The following is an 18789-nucleotide window of genomic DNA, read 5'->3' as shown; positions in this document are numbered from 1 at the left end:
TAAAATATTGATTTCTTAACAATATATGTTCTTTATAAAGAATAAATGATGATTAAATAGATGATTTAAGTTCTATTAGAATATTAAGAGACAATCGCATTTTTTTTGCATGTACGTTCTTTATTGAGAATATGTATGTTCTTTTATAAGAAGATGTTTAGTTGTTGGTGATGTCTCCTAGCCACTATCAAAGGAGGCACTCGATCATGCTGTGGGTTGTAAAAAAACCTTAGACGCAAGTCGTCAAGAGTGTGTTGTGAGGGCGGGTTAAATGCCCAATTTTTAAACTAATTATTCATATTATATAAAAAGGGGGGGAGGTTTTTGACATATCAACAAAGAATTTCCTTATTTCTTCTTATAGACACTATTATTGTATTGACAGCTATTTTTATCGGCTGTTTTTTAGTTTATGAAAGTTTTAATGTTATTAATTATCCAATTGTATTAAGCTGTGTTGCCATATTAATCAGTCATTATTTTTTTTCATTTCATTTTCATTTATATAAGAAGTCATGGGAATATGCGAGTATAGGTGAATTAGTCATTATATTAAAAACGGTTACTGCATCCATTATTATTTCAGCAATTGTCCAAGGAATGATTATTGGTGAAATTTTTTATCGACTTCTAGTGGTTACGTGTTTATTACATATGATTTTAATAGGTGGTTCAAGGTTTTGCTGGAGAGTCTATCGGGATCGATATCTTGTAAAAGATGTCAATAAAAAAAGAACATTAGTTATTGGTGCTGGTTCTGCCGGTACGATGGTAGTCCGCCAATTATTAAAAAGAAATGATTCTGAACTGCTACCGATTGCTTTTATTGACGACAATCGAAATAAACATCATTTAGATATATTAGGAATCCCGGTAATCGGTTCTGTAAGTAATATTACAAATATTGTAAGTCGATTAAATATAGATCATATCATCATTGCGATTCCCTCCTTAAAAAAACAAGAATTAAATACCATCTTCCAAGAATGTGCCAAAACAAATGCTAAGACACAAATATTACCAAGATTAGAAGATTTATTAGTGGGAAATATTTCAGTTAGTAAATTACGAGATGTAAAAGTAGAGGATCTACTCGGCAGAGAGACGGTAGAATTAGATATCGAAGGCATATCAGAGCACATAACCAATAAAGTAATCTTAGTAACAGGGGCAGGGGGTTCAATCGGCTCGGAAATTTGCCGACAAATTGCCACCTTCCATCCAAAAAAACTGATATTACTGGGTCATGGTGAAAATAGTATTTACAATATTGAAATGGAATTAAAAGAAACATATAAACAATCAATAATTGATATCATTCCAGTTATTGCAGATATACAGGATATAAAAAAAATGTACAGTGTCATGGATACATATCGCCCAAATGTTGTTTACCACGCTGCAGCACATAAGCATGTGCCGTTAATGGAAGCTAATCCAGAAGAAGCAGTAAAAAATAATATTGTCGGAACGATGAATGCTGCTAATGCATCTAAATGGGCAAAAGTTGAGACATTTGTCATGATATCAAGTGACAAAGCAGTGAATCCTACAAATGTGATGGGAGCTACGAAAAGATTAGCAGAAATGGTCATTCAACATATGAATAGAGATTGTGAGACTAAATTTGTAGCCGTTCGTTTTGGAAATGTGCTAGGAAGTCGAGGAAGTGTGGTTCCATTATTTAAAAAGCAAATTGAAAAAGGTGGACCTGTGACAGTAACTCATCCCGAAATGACGCGCTATTTTATGACGATCCCCGAAGCATCAAGACTTGTTTTACAAGCAGGAGCACTGGCAAATTGGGGACAAATTTTTGTTTTAGATATGGGTGAACCAGTAAAAATTGTTGATTTAGCAAAAAACTTGATAAGACTTTCTGGTTTTACAGTAGACGATATTGGAATTCAGTATAGTGGAATTCGACCTGGAGAAAAATTATTTGAAGAATTACTAGATTTTGATGAAATTCATGAAGAACAAATCTATCCGAATATTTATATTGGGAAAACAAAAGAAATATACATCAATGAAATTGAAGAAATTATTTCTAATCTAACTGTTCTTGATAAAGAAACATTGAAAAGAAGACTTATAGATTTAGCTAATCATCAACATGTTACACAATCGTTAATTCAATATTCTGGGTAGAGGAGCCATGGAACATGAAAATAAGAAAAGCGATTATTCCAGCTGCAGGGTTAGGAACACGATTTCTTCCAGCAACAAAGGCAATGCCAAAAGAAATGCTGCCTATCGTCGATAAACCTACTATTCAATATATAGTGGAGGAGGCAATCGAATCAGGGATTGAAGACATTATTATCGTAACAGGAAAGGGTAAACGTGCCATAGAAGATCATTTTGATCATTCATTTGAATTGGAACAAATCCTTTTTGAAAAAGGCAAGCTTGAAATATTAGAGGAAGTACAAAAATCCTCAAATATGGTCGACATACATTACATACGCCAAAAAGAACCAAAGGGATTAGGGCATGCCATTTGGTGTGCGAGGAAATTCATCGGTGATGAACCTTTTGCCGTTCTACTCGGTGATGATATTGTCAGGTCTAACAAACCATGCTTGAAACAATTAATGGAGCAATATGAAGAATATGAACGTACTATTCTTGGAATAAAACAAATTGAATATAAGGAAGTAACAAGATATGGCATTATCGATGGTATAAATTTAGAAAATCAGTTATACCGTATTAAGCGTTTAATAGAGAAACCTAGGTTAGAGGAATCACCATCCAATTTAGCAATAATGGGAAGATATATACTTAAACCTACAATCTTTGATATTTTAGGTAGTCTTAAACCCGGGGCAGGGGGAGAAATTCAACTTACAGATGCATTGGATCAGTTGAATCAGCGGGAAGAGATTCTTGGTTTTGAGTTTGAGGGAATTCGATATGATGTTGGAGAAAAATTAGGCTTTATTAAAACAAATATTGAAATGGCATTACAAATAGATGATTTAAAAAAGGAATTATTAGATTTTCTATCAAGGACTATTGCAAAACAATTGATTAAATGAAAATATAATTTCTTTTCAAAGAGGAGGTGAGCTCGTGGCTATATTAGTAACAGGAGGAATGGGGTATATTGGCAGTCATACTTGTGTTGAACTTTTGAATGCTGGCTATGAAGTTGTAATAGTTGATAATTTAATTAATAGTAAATTAGAAACATTAGAGCGAATACAAAAAATAACAGAAAAAACAATCAAGTTTTATAAAATTAATATGTTAGATAAACAGCAACTTGAACAGGTTTTTACAGAAAATTCCATTGATTCGGTTATCCATTTTGCAGGACTTAAATCTGTAGCAGAATCAGTTAATATGCCCCTTATTTATTACAGAAATAACTTATTGAGTACCATTACATTATGTGAAATTATGCAAAAATACCAAGTTAAAAATTTAGTATTTAGTTCCTCTGCATCTGTATACGGGATCCCTAAGGAGGTTCCAATATCGGAAGAGTCAATATTAAATGTTCAAAGTCCTTATGGGAGGACAAAACAGATTATTGAACAAATGCTAGGAGAATTATATCAAGCTGATCAGCAGTGGAGTATTACATCATTAAGATATTTTAATCCCATTGGGGCACATGATAGCGGAAAATTAGGAGAGGATCCCTTAGGAGAAGCAAACAATCTTATGCCGAATATCACAAATGTAGCGATTGGCGTAAGAAAAACATTGCAAATTTTTGGAAGTAATTATCCAACTATGGATGGTACTGCGATAAGAGACTATATACATGTGATGGATTTAGCTTCAGGACATGTAAATGCACTTAAAAAAAATATGAAATCTATAGGTATAGGTACATATAACCTTGGAACAGGGAATGGATATAGCGTATTAGAAATAATTAATACCTTCGAAAAAGTCACAGGTATTAAAGTTCCTTACGAAGTTATTGAACCAAGACCTGGGGACGTGGGAATTTGTTATGCTAATCCAATTAAGGCTCAAATAGAATTGGGATGGAAACCTACAAGGGGAATTGAAGAGATGTGTATGGATTCATGGAAATGGCAAGTTTATAGAATGAAAGCGGATATTAGCAAAGTCCAGTTTAGTGTTTAGCCTAATTGCGGACCAACATATATACTTTTTTTTGCAAATTCGGTGAGGAATTTTTCAGAGTGAAAGTACCTATATATCGAGGAAAAGATGATAAAAGAGGGAAACTGATGAATGGAAAAAATATAGCGGAATTAAGAAAAAGAAGAGGGTACACTCTTTCGGAGCTTTCAAAATTAGCCAACATATCAAAATCCTATTTAAGTAATATCGAACGAAATATAAATAAGAATCCATCAATCGAGGTTGTCCAAAAGCTTGCAAAAGTTTTAAATGTAGATGTTATTACCTTATTGAAATCGGAATTAGATAAGGATACACATTATTTTATCGAAAAAGAATGGATGGAATTTGTCACTAAATTAAAGCAATTAGGCTTAAAGAAAGAGCATTTAGATCAATATGGCACATTAATTGAATTTATAAAATGGAAGAACCAAAATACAAAACAAAATAATCCATAAATGACAGGAGTAAATACATGTTAGTTAACAAAGATTATCAATCAATTATTGTTCTTTTGTATTATTGGAGGGGAAAATGAATAAGTTTTTACTACTAATCTTCGGAGGGCTTTGTATTATTGTATTAGCATTTAGTTATAAAAACTGGGTTAGTAAAGGAATTGCAGCTGAACATAACGGACGTAAAATAATAGCAAAAATTGAACAAAAAGAAGTAGAACATAAAGCAGCTGAAATAAAAAAATTAATACCTGACAAAAACAAAAAATCGCCAATCGTCGATTTTTTGCGTTATAGAGCACTATCAAATAATAAGGTAAACCTATCGATTATTGGGAGTAACTTAGTAATTGAATCCAGCACTAATTTTACTTTTAAAGGATGGGAGAGCCAATTAAAAAGTAAATTGAAGTCAGAGTATGATGAATTAGATAATTTGGAAGTAAAACACTATGGTTTTAAGAGCTACTCAACTTCTGATTTTATAAATAGCAAAAAAATAGATGTGGTTGTAAAAGATAATCCAGACGTCATATTTATTGAAAATTTTATTATTAATAATTACAGACAATCAATAAGTATAGACCAAACAAATAGTGATATCAAAGAAATCATTTCACAATTGCAAAATAAATTACCAAAATCAAAAATCATAATTATGTCTCCAAATCCTATATTAAATGACCAAAATCAAAATAATTTAGGATTAAATTATAAGGATTATATTAACAATACAAGTAAATTTTCTATAAATAATGGCTGGATATATTTAGATTTTTATCTGGAAATTGAAAAGTATTTAGAAAGTAAAAATTTATTAATAGTAGATGTCATCGAAAATGATTTTGTCCGTCCTAATGATACTGGGAACTTATTAATAGGCGATATATTGTATGAGTATTTAAAAAATAGTCTAGTATCTTTTGATTAAGATTCAGTTACTAACTAAGACTATTTTAAATAGTAGGAGGGCAGTATGGAAGAAACAATTAGTTTGAGGGAACTTTTTAACGCACTTAGGAAACGTTGGAAGTTAATTATTTTATTGAGCTTATTTTCAATGTTAATTAGTGGAGGCATTTCTTTTTATGTGCTGACACCTGTCTATAAGTCATCCACTCAAATTTTAGTAAATCAAAAAAATGCAGATAATCAATTAGATTATTCTCAAATGCAAAGTAATGTGTCATTAATAGATACTTATAGAGAAATTATAAAAAGCCCCGCGATATTAGAAAAAGTAATCAAACAGCTTAATTTAAAGTATAGCGTGGAACAACTTAATCAAAATATTACAATTGAGAGTCAACAAAATTCCCAAGTTTTCTCAATAACTGTTCAAGATAATAACCCGGGAATGGCAGTAGTCATAGCAAATGCTATTTCAGATACATTCCAAAAGGATATTAAAGGAATTATGAATGTTGATAATGTTAGTGTTCTTGCTACCGCAGAAATAAAACAAAACCCTACACCTGTAAGTCCAAATCCAATTTTAAATATAATGATTGGCTTTTTAATTGGTTTCCTAATAGGAATAATAATAGCATTTCTTTTGGATTATTTTGATAATACCTTAAAAAACAGTCAAGATATTGATAATTATCTAGGATTACCTGTATTAGGCACTATTCAAAAAATTCCACAGCGCAAAGGACGGAATCGTTCCAATCTAGGTAAAAAAGAGGTGAGAATGTATGAGACGTAAAAAAAATTTTAGTGATAGGACTGGAGTAGATTTAGTTGCTTATACACATCCCTACCTTCCCATTACTGAGCAATACCGATTAATAAGAACAAATATATTATTTTCCTCTGTAGATAAAGAAATTAAAACCATTTTAATAACATCACCAGATCCTGCAGAAGGAAAATCAACTACATCCGCTAATTTGGCCATAGTCCTTGCACAGCAAGGAAAAAATGTATTGCTAGTTGATGCAGATTTAAGAAAGGCATCGGTTCATTACTCATTTAATATAAGCAATATGAATGGTTTAACAAATATATTAACTAGAATGACTACAACGAGTGAGACCATTTCAAAAACACATATTCCTAATTTGGAAGTATTACCTAGTGGACCTATACCACCAAACCCTTCAGAATTATTAAACTCTGAGGCTATGGAAAAAGTAATGAAAGAGTTAAAGCATCGCTTTGACTACATCATATTTGATACGCCTCCAGTTCTTGCTGTTACTGATTCTCAAGTTTTGGCAAATAAGTGTGACGGTGTAGTAATGGTTGTTGCTAGTGGTAAGACTCGTAAAGATCGCGCCTTACAATCGAAGGAGCTATTGATAAAGGCAAAATCACAACTCCTCGGAGTAATAGTGAATGGGGTAGAATCTACAAAAATGGAGTATTACAATCAATACAAATAAAATAGCATATTCATTTTCTCTTTCTCATTTACTCTCATGTATTGAGGTGATAAGAAATGATTGATATCCATTGTCATATTCTACCTAATATGGATGATGGCCCTGATTATGAAAATGAGTTTATGAAAATGGTCACATTTGCTATTAATACAGGAATTACTCATTTATTTGCCACTCCCCATCATATGAATGGCAAGTACTTAAATCCTAAACACAAAATTCTTGATAGGATTACTATAATGAATGAGAAATTACAATTAACAAATACACCAATTATTATACTTCCCGGTCAAGAGTTAAGAATTCATCGTGGATTATTAACTAAGTCTAGTTTTAATGAAATACTAACTCTTGGAAATAACGGGAAATATCTTTTGTTGGAACTTCCATCATTTGAGGTACCAATATACACCTGGGAAATTTTATATGAACTTTCGTTACAGGACATCATTCCTATTATTGTACATCCTGAAAGAAATGTAGAAATAATAAATCAACCTAATTTATTATATAGGATTGTTCAAGAAGGAGGATTAATCCAATTAACTTCTGGAAGTATCATTGGTCACTTTGGAAATAAAATTAAATCATTTACCGAAAAAATTATTGAACATGATTTGGCACATTTTATCGCAAGCGATGCTCATAACTTAAATACGAGAAGTTTTTCACTACATCAGGCATATGATAAAATCACAAAATTATATGGAATGAATAAAACATTTTATTTCAAGGAAAACGCTGAATTATTAAGATTGAACTTAAATATAAAATTAGCGACTCCTATACCTTTTAGAAAGAAAATATTAGGAATATTTTAAATTCCAACCTAGGCAGGTGCTAGCATAATGAATGTTCTATTTCTAACATTATCTAATATGGAAAATATATATGATAGAGGAATTTATTCTGATCTAGTTCGTGAATTAGCTAAAAGAGGTATTAATATACATGTTGTTTTCCCACGAGAACGGAGAGAGATGCTACCTACTGAGCTAGTAACGATAGACAATATTACATTACTAAAAGTGAAAACGGGAAATATTACAAAAACGGATTTTATTGAGAAAGGAATTTCAACTCTTACAATAGAGAGTCAATATTTACGAGCAGTAAAAAAATACTTCTCTGATATTCATTTTGATTTAATTATGTACTCAACACCACCAATAACATTTGAACGTGTCGTAAATTATTTTAAGAAAAAACATCAAACGAAAACATATTTAATGTTGAAGGATATTTTCCCACAAAATGCTGTGGATATAGGGTTAATTAAAAACGGTGGAGTTATATGGAAGTATTTTAGGAAAAAAGAGAAAAAGTTATATGAAATCTCGGATATGATTGGCTGCATGACTAAGGGAAATGTTCAGTATATTTTAAATCATAATCCGAATATCGATGAACAGAAATTGGAAATTTTTCCAAATTCAATTGAACCTATAGATTCTAAAACAACAAAAAGTACAAATTATGAGCTAAAAGACAAATATCAGATTCCACATCGAGCTAACTTATTTATTTACGGTGGGAATTTAGGTAAGCCTCAAGGACCAGATTTTTTATTGAAGGTCATAGAAAATTTTTATAAAGTGGATAATAGTTTTCTTTTAATTGTTGGTTCAGGAACAGAATATGAAAAAATTAAACATTTTATAGAGACAACTCATCCTAAAAATGTCGGGCTTGTCCAATTTTTGCCTAAAATAGAATACGATCAATTATTAAAAATTGCAGATGTCGGATTGATATTTTTAGATAGACGATTTACTATACCGAATTTTCCATCTAGATTAACTTCGTATTTAGAATATTCAATTCCAATTCTAGCAGCGACAGATAAACATACAGACTTAAAAGATATCCTTAATCAATCCAAAAGTGGTCTTTGGTGTGAAAGTGAAGATATAGACTCCTTTATTACTCTTGCTAGAAAATTAGCCAATAATGAAATGTTGAGAAAAGAAATGGGTGAAAAATGGAAGGAACTATTTAGAAGAACACTATGATGTACGAAAGACGGCAAATACTATAATAAAGCATTTAAAGTAGGAGTAAGGAGGTAATATCTCTTGTTTATCGATAAAACTTTACTTATTACTGGAGGTACAGGGTCCTTTGGTAACGCAGTAATGGAAAGGGTCTTAAATACAGATATTAAAGAAATTCGAATTTTTTCACGTGATGAAAAAAAGCAAGATGATATGCGGAAAAAATATAAAAATGACAAACTAAAATTTTATTTAGGTGATGTTAGAGATCTATCAAGTGTAAAAAATGCCATGCATGATGTTGATTATGTTTTCCATGCAGCAGCCTTTAAACAAGTACCGTCATGTGAATTTTTTCCTCTTGAAGCGGTTAAAACAAATATACTTGGTACTGATAATGTCCTTACAGCAGCCATTGACTATGGAGTACAAAAAGTAATATGTCTTTCAACGGACAAAGCTGCTTATCCAATTAATGCGATGGGAATATCAAAAGCAATGATGGAAAAGGTATTTATTGCAAAGGCGAAAACGATAGCACCTACTCGTACACTGATTTGTGGAACAAGATATGGAAATGTGATGGCTTCTAGAGGTTCAGTCATTCCAATATTTGTTGAACAAATTAAAAATGGGGAACCACTAACAATAACGAACCCCAAAATGACAAGATTCCTGATGAGCCTTGACCAGGCCGTGGAACTTGTCATTTTTGCTTTTAGTCATGCGCAAACCGGAGATATCATGGTTCAAAAGGCTCCTGCCTGTTATATAGGAGATTTAGCACAAGCACTAAAGGAACTGTTTCATAAAGATAATGAAGTCAAAGTTATTGGAACTCGTCACGGTGAAAAATTATACGAAACACTTTTAACAAAAGAAGAATACTTAGTAGCTGAGGATTTAGGGAAATATTTTAAAATTCCAGCTGATCAAAGAGATCTAAACTATGATAAGTACTTTGATATAGGTGATAAGAATCTCTCTACTGAATTAGAATATAGTTCACATAATACAGAAATTTTGACGATCGAACAAATAAAAGAAAAGCTATTAGATTTAGATTATATTCAAAATCAATTAAAAGATATGAAGGTATTACTTTAAAAATTTAGGCTGAAAGGTCTGATAATTATTGAATATTCTGATTACAGGGGCAAATGGCTTTATAGGAAAAAATCTCGTTGCTGAATTGAAAAACAAAGGTTATAAGGATATTTTTACAGTAACAAAAGATACAGACCGTTCATTATTGGATAACTATACAAATGAATGTGACTTCGTGTTTCATTTAGCAGGTGTTAATCGGCCTAGAAATGAACAGGAATTTATTGAAGAAAATACTAATTTTACACGATTCTTATTAAATTCATTAAAAAAAAATCAAAATCAATCACCTATTCTTTTTACATCATCTATTCAAGCACTTCAAGATAATCCATATGGAAGAAGTAAAAGGTCATGTGAACAATTATTGTTTTCGTATGAAGAAGAAACAGGAGCAAAAGTATTAATCTATCGTTTACCTAATATATTTGGGAAATGGTGTAAACCTAACTATAATAGTGTGATTGCTACATTTTGCCATAATATTGCTAACGGTCTAGATATCCATGTAAATGATCCAAATACCGAGCTTACTTTAGGATATATTGATGATGTGATTGATGAATTTTTACATGCTCTTATTGGCAAAGAGTCAAGACATGAGGTCTTTTGTGTTTTACCTAAGACCTATCAAATAAAGCTTGGTCAGCTAGCAGATAAGCTTTATTTCTTTAAAACCACACGTGAATCTCTACTTCTTCCATCGTTCGAAAAAGAGTTTGATCGTTTTCTTTATAGTACCTATCTATCTTACTTGGAGGAAAATAATTTTTCTTACAAATTAAGAAAAAATACTGATCACCGAGGTTGGTTAGCCGAGTTTATTAAATCGAAAGAAACTGGGCAAATTTTTATTTCTATGACAAAACCAGGGATAACGCGAGGAAATCATTGGCATCATACAAAAGTCGAGAAATTCTTAGTTATTCAAGGGGAAGCAGTAATAAAATTGAGAAAGATTAATAGTTCAAAAATACTAGAATATCATGTAAGTGGTGATTCCTTAGAGGTTGTAGATATACCGGTTGGTTACACACACTCGATTGAAAACATTGGTAATGAAGATGTTATTACCGTCTTTTGGGCATGTGAAATCTTTAACTCGGAAAAGCCAGACACTTATTATGTTGAGGTATAAAAACATGGAAAAGTTAAAAATTATGACAATAGTTGGAACTAGACCAGAAATAATTCGTTTATCAGAAGTCATAAAAGCCTGTGATCAGTATTTTGATCATATACTCGTTCATACAGGACAAAATTGGGATTATACATTGAATGAAATATTTTTTGAAGAGCTCGGAATTAGGAAACCAGATCATTATTTAGGGGTAGTTGGTGAGGATTTAGGAGAAACAATGGGAAATATCATTTCTGAATCTTACAAAATACTAAATCAGATCCTCCCAGATGCGTTATTAATATTAGGTGATACGAATAGCTGTTTAAGCGCTATTTCAGCGAAAAGACTAAAAATACCGATATTTCATATGGAAGCAGGTAATCGATGCTTCGATCAAAATGTACCCGAAGAGATTAATAGAAAAATTGTTGATCATATATCGGATATTAATCTTCCATATACAGAACATAGTCGTCGTTATTTACTATCAGAAGGTTTTCGAAAGGAACATATATTTGTTATAGGTTCTCCAATGACTGAAGTAATTAAGAAAAATATGAATCGTATTTTAAAAAGCACAGTTCTAAAAGAACTAAATCTAAGAAAAGAACAGTATATTCTTGTTTCAGCACATCGTGAGGAAAATATTGAAGATGAAAATAACTTTTTCTCTTTAATGAATGCAATCAATAAAATAGCTGAAAAATATCAAATGCCTGTTATTTATTCGATTCATCCTAGAAGCCGGAAGAAAATTGAGAAAAGACGTTTCATATTTCATCCACTTGTACGTCAATTACAGCCGTTTGGATTTTTGGATTATAATCATCTCCAACTCAATGCTTTTGCGGTACTTTCAGATAGTGGTACTCTTTCCGAGGAATCAGCAATTCTAGGATTTCCAGGGATATTAATTCGGACCTCAACAGAACGTCCCGAGGTGATTGACAAAGGGACTGTCATAATAGGTGGGATTACTGATAAAGAAATTGTCCAATCGGTTGAGTTGAGTAAAATGATTTCAAATAAACCCATTAACTATACAATCGCAAACGATTATGAAGAAGAAAATACATCTATAAAGGTAGTTAAGATTATTCAAGGTTATACGAACATTATTAAAAAGGGTGTATGGGGGAAATCATAAATGCGTGTACTACAGATCAATTCAGTTTGTGGTATCGGAAGCACTGGTAGAATTGCGACTGATATGGATAAAGTACTAAAATCACTTGGTCATGAAAGTTATATTGCTTATGGTAGAGATAAACCTTTACATTGTGAGAATACGATAAAGATAGGTACAAAATTGGATAACTATGTTCATTTAGCAAAAACAAGAATTTTTGATCAACATGGCTTTGGATCAAAATTAAGTACCTTAAAATTTATAAAAAAAGTGAAACAACTTAATCCTGATATCATTCACCTTCACAATTTACATGGATACTACTTAAATATAGAAATATTATTTCGGTTCTTGAAAGAATTTCATAAAACCATTATTTGGACTCTTCATGATTGTTGGACATTTACTGGACATTGTGCTTCTTTTGATTATCTACAATGTGATAAGTGGAAAACGGGATGTAATAAATGTCCGCAAAAGACTGAATATCCGTCTAGTTTATTGATAGACCAATCAGAAAGTAATTTCCACAAGAAGAAGGAAATATTTACTGGTGTAAAAAATTTAATCATCGTAACTCCATCTGAATGGTTAAAACAAAAGGTGAAACAATCTTTTTTATGTGAGTATCCAGTAATAGTCATTAATAATGGAATTGATTTGGACACCTTCCAGCCACAAAAGAATGCTTTTCGTGAAAAATTTGATCTATGCAATAAATTTATTATTTTAGGGGTGGCAAATGTTTGGGGGATGAAAAAAGGATATCAATACTTTATTGACTTATCAGCACGACTTCAACCTAATGAAGTGATTGTTATGGTGGGCTTAACTAAGAAACAGATAAGGAATTTACCTCACAATATAATAGGGATAGAAAAAACTAATAATGTAAAAGAATTGGCTGAAATATATACTGCATCAGATGTGTTTATTAACCCTACTTTAGAAGATAATTTCCCAACAACAAATTTGGAGTCTTTAGCTTGCGGTACTCCAGTAATTACTTTTAATACTGGTGGTAGTGTTGAAAGTATTGATACAAGCAGTGGAATCGTTGTTGAAAAAGGAAATATAGATTTATTGACCGCTGCAATTAAAAAAATAAAAAACTATTCAAGTATTCATTGTTTAAATAGATCAAAAAGATACGATAAAGAAAAAAAGTATAAAGAGTATCTAGAAACTTATCGAAACCTACTAGAAATTTCTAGATGAAAATTTAATCTATATAACTGTTTGAACAAACAAAATATGAATGAGGGGTTATGTGATCGATAAATGTATTACATTATATTCTTAATAGGAATATTTTTCTCTTTATTACAAGATAAAAAGAAAGTATTATTTATCATTTATACATTGATATTATTGTTGTTAGCTTATTTTAGATATGGAGTAGGTCCTGACTATTTTGCTTATGAATATTTATTTTATAGACTAAACGAATCTCCATTAAAGGAAGTACTTTATGGACTAGATCAACAAGAGCCCTTGTTTCGCTTATTGGGTTCAATTATGAAATTTTCTGGGTTTAGCTATCAATCATATCTTATTTTTATTGCAACAATTAATTTAGTGTTTATTTATAAAATATGTAAAAAATATAGCGTAAACCCTACACTTTCTTTATTCTTGTATTTTTGTTTTTACTATTTTGTTTGGACATATAGTGGATTACGGCAAGGAATGACCATGGCTATTGGCGCTTATTATTTATTAGAATGCATTAATCAAAGAAAGCACCTTAAATTTTTTATGATCGTTATCATATTATCATTTATCCATACATCATCCCTAATATTAATTCCGTTGTATGTGATTTCTAAAATGAATTTTAGCAAAAAGCAATTAATTTATCTGTCTTTTTTAAGTATTTTGGTCGCTGTGTTACCAATTGGTACTCTTATTTCTTATTTAAATAATGCCCCATTTATTGGAAGGATTCTTCCATATACGGATATTGGTTATTCTATCAATAATATCTTTGACTTCCAAAGTATTGGAAGAATTGTCTTTTTAATTATTGCTTTTTTTTATTATGATGTATTTTCAAAACAAAGTGAACTAAATAAGAAAATGATAAACATGTATGTGATTAGTTTAATGATCTATTTTCTCTTTAAATTTTCAGAATTAACAGCTGCTCGTTTATCAATATATGGAAAATTTCTAGATGTAATCATATTAACGAATATTTACTATTTTTATAAAGATAAAGTGAACAAAGCCATATATATTGGGGGGCTAATTATTTTAAGTACTATGTATATGTTTAAAGAATTACATTCATTAAAGGAGAGAACAGGTTTAGAAAGCAATTATGCCTTAATTGTTCCTTATACAAATATATTTAATAAGGATAAATACCATTTTCAAAATAGATATGAAATTTATATAAAAAAAGGTGAATATTAATGAAAATTAGTATTGTTATCCCTATATATAATGTTGAGAGATACCTTACGCAGAGTATCGATAGTGTTCTGGGGCAATCCTATTCGAATATAGAAGTAATATTAGTGAATGATGGATCTCCTGATAATAGTCCTCAAATATGTAAAGAATATGAAAAAAAGAGTCCATTAGTGAAATTGATTAATAAAACAAATGGAGGATTATCAGAAGCAAGAAATGTTGGAATTATGAAAGCAACAGGCGACTATATTATGTTTTTGGATGCTGATGATTATTGGTCAGGTGATTTTCTATCCGAATTAGTAACCTTTATTAAAAAATATCAATTTCCTGACTATATTTTCTACAATTATAAATACTACTATCAAAAGAAAAATATTTTCAAAGATAATAATATTCACGTTTCTAAGGATAAACTAAAAATCAAGTCTGGGATATCATACCTACATACATTATTGAAAGACAATAAAAATTATCAATGGTTTGCTTGGGCAGGTATCATAAAAAGATCGTTTCTAATAGACAATCAATTATTTTTTGAAGTGGGGAGAGATTATGAGGATGTTTTATGGACACCACAAGTTTTCTTAAACGCAAAATCAGTAGAATATTTCGAAAAGGTTGTATATATTTATCGACTTGAACGCGAGGGACAAATAACCTCTAAACTAACTCGTGAAAATTTAGAAGATAATATATATGTTTCAAATTTTTGGTATGAAAAATTAAAACAAATAGAGCTAAATAAAGATTTAAAGATATCTTTAATGAAAAATTTCGCAGTCAGGTTTTTTGTCTCTATATGGTATTTAGACTTTTTAACTTTAAATGAAAAGAAAGAGATTATTCAAGAATTACAAGATAAACGATATATTTTGAATTATAGGAATAGTATAATAAGTAAATTCACCAAGGTTATATGTGAAATCATGGGATTTAGTAATTGTTCAAAGGTTTTTAAAAGGATTATTCAATTAAAAAGAACTCTAAAAAATGTTATTTAAAGAAAATCTTTTAAAGGTGTGAAAAGAGTGGGAGCAACAGTTAATAAGCTATTAATGCTGTTCAACAAAAGAGAAAAGAAGAAATTATTCACTATCTTTATCATGATGATATTTGCTGCTTTGTTTGAAACATTGGGAATTGGATTAATTGTTCCATTTGTAGGAATAGCAACAAATCCGTCAATTATACAAGAACAGGAGATCTTAGCAATTATTTTTAAATCATTACATTTTCAATCCACTAATACTTTTTTGATCTTTTCAGTAATCTTATTAATATTAATTTTTGTAATAAAAAATTTATATTTGCTCTTATTTCTATATGTACAGAACAAAATTATACTTAATCAGCAAATTAAACTATCCCGAACTTTATTTAAAGAATATTTATCAAAACCATATACATTCCATTTACAAAGAAACTCTGCTAATTTACTACGAAATGTTAATGAAGAGGTACCAAAAGTATTTCAAGGAATCATATTGTGTGGGTTTCAATTATTAACTGAATCACTAGTTATCTTTTGTATTTTTGTATTATTATTGATAAATTCATTCGTGGCTACGATTGTTGCTTCCATTCTATTAGGTGGAGGTATTTTTTTATTTAATCGAATCTTTCGTAAAAAGTTAAGCAAATTAGGTAAAAAACATCAATTAGTCAGTGGCTTGATGATTAAATGGGTCAATCAAGGACTAGGTGCTAGTAAGGAAGTAAAAGTTTCTGGAAAGGAAGACTTCTTTGTTGATGCCTATTCAAAACAAAGTCAAATTAATTCAAACATTACACGTTATCGAATCATGTTAGATCAATCTCCTAGACTTTTTATTGAAACATTATTAGTATTAGTCGTTTTACTAACTTTATTAATTATCATTATGCAAGATATTACAACAACTCATATTCTATCAATAATGGCTCTTTTTGCAATGGCAGCTTTTCGATTAATGCCTTCAATAAATCGAATTATAGCGATGATCACGACGATTAGATATAGTATACCCGCTTTACAGGTTGTTTATGAAGATCTATTTACAAATAAAGAAGATTTTTATGATCAGCAGCAAAAATACGAGAATTCGTCAGAAATTGTTATTCAAAGTGGTGATAAAGCCTTTACCGAGTCTATTGAATTAACAGATATATCATTTCGTTATCCCAATCAGTCTGAATACTCATTAATCAATATTTCTTTAACAATACCAATTGGTCATTCCGTAGCATTTATTGGGGAATCCGGCGCTGGGAAAACCACTCTTGTTGACATTATCCTAGGGTTATATAGCCCACAAAAAGGGACCATTTTAGTTGATGGAAAAAATCTAAATAAAATCAAATCAATATGGCAGCAAAAAATAGGTTACATTCCTCAATCTATTTTCTTATCTGATGATTCTATCCGCAGAAATGTAGCCTTTGGACTAGATAATGAACAAATAGATGATTCAGCAGTGTGGAGAGCGCTAGAACAAGCGCGATTAAAAGATTATGTTGAAAGATTACCTAATAAATTAGATACAACCGTAGGAGAAAGAGGAATAAGACTCTCAGGAGGACAACTACAACGGATTGGAATTGCTAGAGCACTTTATCATGATCCGGAAATAATATTTATGGATGAGGCAACTTCGGCTTTAGATAGTGAAACAGAAAAAGACATTATGGAAGCAATTGATGGTTTGAAAGGAGAAAAAACGTTAATTATTATTGCACATCGTTTAACTACAATAGAAAACTGTGATGTAGTATTTACTATTCATAACGGTGCATTAGTATCTAAAAAAACAAAAATAACGGAAGCTGTTTCAATGGTTTAACGGTTCATTTAAGGAGCGATATTTTTTGAAAAAAAAATTATTAATTGTTGCCGATACTATGACAAAAGGTGGAACCGAAAAAGTAATTGTAGATACATTAAAAATGTTGAATTATTCAAGGTTTGATGTAACTCTTTTAATAATACAAAAAATAGAGGAGGCTAAGAAAAATATCGCGGAAATACCCGATAAAGTTCGAATAAAATACGTATTTAACAAGCCCTTAAACCATCGATATCAAATATTACTATATTATATTCTTATGTTTTTCCCTCATAAAATAATGAAGAAGATATTAGTGAAGGAAGAGTTTGATATTATTCTTACTACCAGATATATTTTTGCATTTCCATTTAGTACAGGTAAGGGCTATAAGGTAATGTGGGTTCATGAAGGCGTTGGTGAAGAAAACGAGAATTCGATTTTTGGAATGATAAAGAAGAGATATAAAAAAAACACTTATAGAAAGTTTGATCAAATTTTATTATTAACAGAAACAGCAAGAATTAAATTTTGTCAATATTATTCTTTACACAAAAAATGCAGTGTTTTAAGTAATCCCATTAATCAAAAAGAGATTATTCAATTGTCTAATGAACCGATTACGGATTTTACATTTAGTAATAATCTAAACATGGTTTGTGCTGCAAGGCTAAGTGTTGAAAAAGGGATAGATCGATTATTAGATGCTTGTGCACAATTGGCAAATAATGGCTTCACTTTTAATTTATTAATTTTAGGGGATGGACCTGAACAAAACAAGTTAAAAAATATGGTTTTGGCTAATAGTTCTTTAAAGGATAAGGTTGTATTTCTAGGCTTTAAGGATAATCCCTACAAATATATGAGAGGATGCGATATTTACGTCTCCCCTTCACGATCTGAAAGTTTTTCATTGGCAATCGCAGAAGCCATGGTATTAGGATTACCAGTATTAAGCACTGATTGCCATGGTCCTCGTGAAATATTAGACAATGGTAAATATGGTCTTTTAGTTAAAAATGATAACAAGAATATTTATGAAGGAATTAAAAAACTATTTATGAATCCAGAATTGATCGGTTATTATCGGGCTAAAAGTAAGGAAAGAAAAGTTATTTTTTCTTATGAAAAAAATATAAAAATGCTCGAAAATATAATTTCCCCTGAAGAAGATATAAATAGTATGGATCAAAAAAAAATCATTTAATTTTACATATATTAGAGTTGAATATCATGGAAACACTCTCTCATATTTA

General features: G+C 30.5%; 17 protein-coding genes. All 17 read left to right on the top strand.

Annotation, left to right across the window (positions count from 1 at the left end; genetic code table 11):
• Window positions 1-324 precede the first annotated feature (324 nt).
• The 17 genes from I5818_RS12920 to I5818_RS12840 all read left to right on the top strand — a co-directional run bounded on the left by I5818_RS12920 (window position 325) and on the right by I5818_RS12840 (window position 18740).
• On the top strand, window positions 325-2151 hold the full coding sequence (locus I5818_RS12920) for a polysaccharide biosynthesis protein (protein WP_078111291.1): 1827 nt from the start codon (window positions 325-327) through the stop codon (window positions 2149-2151).
• A gap of 14 nt (window positions 2152-2165) precedes the next feature.
• The gene (gene galU, locus I5818_RS12915) at window positions 2166-3044 is read left to right on the top strand and encodes a UTP--glucose-1-phosphate uridylyltransferase GalU (protein ID WP_058003729.1); all 879 of its coding nucleotides are present in this window, start codon (window positions 2166-2168) and stop codon (window positions 3042-3044) included.
• 34 nt (window positions 3045-3078) lie between these two features.
• Window positions 3079-4110 carry a UDP-glucose 4-epimerase GalE gene (galE, locus tag I5818_RS12910; protein ID WP_058003728.1) on the top strand — a complete coding sequence of 344 codons (1032 nt, stop codon included), beginning with the start codon at window positions 3079-3081 and terminating at the stop codon, window positions 4108-4110.
• Window positions 4111-4217: 107 nt separating this feature from the next.
• Window positions 4218-4571, top strand: coding sequence for a helix-turn-helix domain-containing protein (locus I5818_RS12905; protein WP_058003727.1), 354 nt, complete (start codon window positions 4218-4220; stop codon window positions 4569-4571).
• Between the two features lie 76 nt (window positions 4572-4647).
• Entirely contained in the window at window positions 4648-5502 is an 855-nt protein-coding gene (locus I5818_RS12900) for an SGNH/GDSL hydrolase family protein (protein ID WP_209391928.1), read from the top strand.
• 45 nt (window positions 5503-5547) lie between these two features.
• Window positions 5548-6279: a YveK family protein gene (locus I5818_RS12895; RefSeq protein WP_180211887.1), complete on the top strand. Its 732-nt coding sequence runs from the start codon at window positions 5548-5550 to the stop codon at window positions 6277-6279.
• On the top strand, window positions 6269-6958 hold the full coding sequence (locus tag I5818_RS12890) for a CpsD/CapB family tyrosine-protein kinase (protein WP_058003724.1): 690 nt from the start codon (window positions 6269-6271) through the stop codon (window positions 6956-6958). Before I5818_RS12895 ends, I5818_RS12890 begins: the two co-directional genes overlap by 11 nt.
• A gap of 56 nt (window positions 6959-7014) precedes the next feature.
• Window positions 7015-7779: a tyrosine-protein phosphatase gene (locus tag I5818_RS12885; protein WP_209391927.1), complete on the top strand. Its 765-nt coding sequence runs from the start codon at window positions 7015-7017 to the stop codon at window positions 7777-7779.
• Between the two features lie 27 nt (window positions 7780-7806).
• Window positions 7807-8970, top strand: a complete 1164-nt coding sequence (locus I5818_RS12880) for a glycosyltransferase family 4 protein (RefSeq protein WP_244975374.1) — start codon at window positions 7807-7809, stop codon at window positions 8968-8970.
• Window positions 8971-9033: 63 nt separating this feature from the next.
• Window positions 9034-10059 carry a polysaccharide biosynthesis protein gene (locus I5818_RS12875; RefSeq protein ID WP_058003721.1) on the top strand — a complete coding sequence of 342 codons (1026 nt, stop codon included), beginning with the start codon at window positions 9034-9036 and terminating at the stop codon, window positions 10057-10059.
• Window positions 10060-10087: 28 nt separating this feature from the next.
• Complete coding sequence (locus I5818_RS12870) at window positions 10088-11197, top strand: polysaccharide biosynthesis C-terminal domain-containing protein (protein ID WP_078110845.1); 1110 nt, start codon at window positions 10088-10090, stop codon at window positions 11195-11197.
• Between the two features lie 4 nt (window positions 11198-11201).
• On the top strand, window positions 11202-12329 hold the full coding sequence (gene wecB / locus I5818_RS12865; protein ID WP_078110844.1) for a non-hydrolyzing UDP-N-acetylglucosamine 2-epimerase: 1128 nt from the start codon (window positions 11202-11204) through the stop codon (window positions 12327-12329).
• Window positions 12330-13529: a glycosyltransferase gene (locus tag I5818_RS12860; protein WP_209391926.1), complete on the top strand. Its 1200-nt coding sequence runs from the start codon at window positions 12330-12332 to the stop codon at window positions 13527-13529.
• Window positions 13530-13592: 63 nt separating this feature from the next.
• Complete coding sequence (locus I5818_RS12855; protein ID WP_209391925.1) at window positions 13593-14729, top strand: EpsG family protein; 1137 nt, start codon at window positions 13593-13595, stop codon at window positions 14727-14729.
• Window positions 14729-15733, top strand: coding sequence for a glycosyltransferase (locus I5818_RS12850; RefSeq protein ID WP_209391924.1), 1005 nt, complete (start codon window positions 14729-14731; stop codon window positions 15731-15733). Before I5818_RS12855 ends, I5818_RS12850 begins: the two co-directional genes overlap by 1 nt.
• A gap of 27 nt (window positions 15734-15760) precedes the next feature.
• Window positions 15761-17551, top strand: coding sequence for an ABC transporter ATP-binding protein (locus I5818_RS12845; protein ID WP_244975373.1), 1791 nt, complete (start codon window positions 15761-15763; stop codon window positions 17549-17551).
• A 25-nt stretch (window positions 17552-17576) separates the two neighbouring features.
• Window positions 17577-18740, top strand: a complete 1164-nt coding sequence (locus tag I5818_RS12840; protein ID WP_078110979.1) for a glycosyltransferase — start codon at window positions 17577-17579, stop codon at window positions 18738-18740.
• Window positions 18741-18789 lie beyond the last annotated feature (49 nt).

Source organism: Heyndrickxia oleronia (assembly GCF_017809215.1).
GTDB classification, from domain to species: domain Bacteria; phylum Bacillota; class Bacilli; order Bacillales; family Bacillaceae_C; genus Heyndrickxia; species Heyndrickxia oleronia.
This window is presented reverse-complemented; position numbering and strand designations above follow the sequence as displayed.